This is a genomic window from Streptomyces sp. NPDC018964 (assembly GCF_044390325.1).
Lineage (GTDB): Bacteria > Actinomycetota > Actinomycetes > Streptomycetales > Streptomycetaceae > Streptomyces.
Genome location: NZ_JBIRYZ010000079.1, coordinates 1 through 1129, shown reverse-complemented (window position 1 = coordinate 1129; position 1129 = coordinate 1). Strand labels below are relative to the sequence as shown.

1 protein-coding gene is annotated in these 1129 nt (G+C 73.9%); it reads left to right on the top strand.

The window, feature by feature from the left end:
- Positions 1–19 precede the first annotated feature (19 nt).
- The coding region (locus ACH5AO_RS37290) for a beta-ketoacyl reductase (RefSeq protein WP_398932581.1) at positions 20–1129 on the top strand (1110 nt) is incomplete at its 3' end.

Below are 1129 nucleotides of genomic sequence, written 5' to 3'. Positions count from 1 at the left end.
TGCCGGTGTGGATGTGCCGGTGGGTGTGCGGTCGGTGGTGCACCGGGTGCTGGGTGTGGTGCGGGAGTGGCTGGCCGGTGAGCGGTTCGCGGGTTCGCGTCTGGTGGTGGTGACGCGGGGCGCGGTTCCGGTCGGTTCGGCCGGTGATGTGGTGCAGGCTCCGGTGTGGGGTCTGGTGCGTGCGGCGCTGGCGGAGAACCCGGGGCGTTTCGCGCTGGCCGACGTCGAGCCGGGCGCGGACGCCGAGGTGGACATGGCGGTGGCGGCCGTGGTCGCCGGTGAGCCGGAGGTGGCGGTGCGGGACGGCGTGGTGCTGGTGCCGCGCCTGACCCGCCTGCCGTCGCCCGATTCGCAGGACGTGCCCGCGCTGGACGGTGCCGGTGCGGTCCTGATCACCGGTGGTACCGGTGGTCTGGGTGCGGTGGTCGCCCGTTACCTGGTGGCCGAGCGTGGGGTGCGGGACCTGGTCCTGACCTCCCGGCGCGGCCCCGACGCCCCCGGCGCCACCGAGCTCACCGAGGAGCTCACCGCGCTCGGCGCGCGGGTGGAAATCCTGGCCTGTGACGTGTCCGACCGGGACACGGTCATCCGGCTCGTCGGCTCCCTGGCCTCGGATCGTGGTCTGCTGGCGGTGGTGCATGCCGCGGGTGTGGGGGACAACGGGCTGGTGGGTGCGTTGTCGCCGGAGCGGGTGGACGGTGTGCTGGCGCCGAAGGCGGATGCGGCGTGGTGGCTGCACGAGGCGACGCGTGGGCTGGATCTGGCGGCGTTCGTGTTGTTCTCGTCGGCCGGTGGTCTGGTGCTGACGGCCGGGCAGGGCAACTATGCCGCGGCGAATGTGTTTTTGGACGCGTTGGCGGCGCACCGGCGGGCGGAGGGTCTGCCGGCGACGTCGATGGCGTTCGGGTTCTGGGACGTGGGTGCGGGGCTGGGCCAGTATCTGGGGGAGGTGGACCGGCGGCGGATGGCGTCGCAGGGTCTGCCGGTGCTCTCCTACGATGCCGGGCTGGAGTTGTTCGCGGCCGGGCTGGACCGGCCGGAGGCCACGGTCGTCCCGCTGCGGGTCGACACCGCCGCCCTGCGCACCCGTACCGACGAGGTGCCCGCCCTCCTGCGCGCCCTCACCCCG